This is a genomic window from Bradyrhizobium sp. SZCCHNS3002 (assembly GCF_032377435.1).
Taxonomy (GTDB): Bacteria; Pseudomonadota; Alphaproteobacteria; order Rhizobiales; family Xanthobacteraceae; genus Bradyrhizobium.
The window spans coordinates 1-1166 of sequence record NZ_JAUHHY010000038.1 but is presented as its reverse complement, the minus strand read 5'-3'; the positions used below and the strand labels follow the sequence as shown (position 1 = coordinate 1166).

Genomic DNA, 1166 nt, shown 5'->3' with positions numbered 1-1166 from the left:
GTCAGGGCTTGCGTGCCCGCTGCGACGTGAGCGGGCACACCGATGGTGCCGTCGCCGTTCAGATCCTGATGAAAGCTGGTCTCCAGCGTTTCCAGCCCCGCCGAGCCGCCCGGAACGGCGCCGATTGCATTGCTGACGTAAGCACCGCTGCTGTCGGTATTCCAGACGGTGTAGAGGTCGACGCCAGCCATCTTCCAGGCGACCAGGTAGCCACCGCCGGAGCTCTCTGCGCCGATCGGGTTCCAGCCGCCGGACTGGCCAACGGTGACGGCGCTGCCGCCGAACACGATCTGTGGCCCGATGCCGCCTCCGACCGGATTGAGGAAGTAGGTCGAACCGGATTGCACCAGGCTCGTTGATCCCAGCGCTTCGATCACGGCCGAGGGGATGCCGATCGTACCGTCGCCGTTCAGATCCTGATGGAAGTTGGTCTCCAGCGCTTCCAGACCGCTGTTGGTGCCGTTGACGGCGCCGATCGCGTTGCTCGTATAGGCGCCGCTGCTGTCGGTATTCCAGACCGTATAGAGATCTGCGCCGGTCATCTTCCATGCGATCTGATAGCCGCTGCCGACGGCCTCGGCCGCAATCGGCGACCACCCACCGAGCTGTCCGGCGACCAAATACGCGCCGCCGAAACTGACCTGCGGGCCAGTGCCACCGCCCAGAGGATTGAGGAAGTAACCGTTGCCGGCCTGGACCAGACCGGTCGAACCAATCGACTCGACAACAACCGTCGGAATGCCAATCGTACCGTCGCCGTTGAGGTCCTGATGGAAGGACGTCTCGAACGCTTCGAGCGAGGCTGTGCCGCCCGAAACGCCACCAATGGCGTTGGCCGTGTAGTTGCCGCTGCTGTCGGTGTTCCAGACCGTGTACAGGTCCGCACCCGCCATCTTCCAGGCGATCTGATAGCCGCTGCCGACGACATCGGCTGCGATCGGCGCCCAGCCTCCGAGCTGACCGACCACCAGGTTGGCGCCGCCGAACTTGACCTGCGGGCCGGTGCCGCCGCCGACGGGATTGAGGAAATAGCCGTTGCCGGCCTGGACGAGGCTTGTCGATCCCACGGCCTCGATGACCGTCGTCGGAATGCCGATCATGCCGTCGCCGTTCAAGTCCTCGTGGAAGGACGTCTCGAACGCCTCGAATGCGGCCGTGCCTCCCGA

General features: G+C 64.9%; 1 pseudogene. It reads right to left on the bottom strand.

Features of this window, described 5'->3' with window-relative positions:
• A pseudogene (locus QW845_RS34090) lies at window positions 1-1166 on the bottom strand (hypothetical protein); the annotation flags it as partial.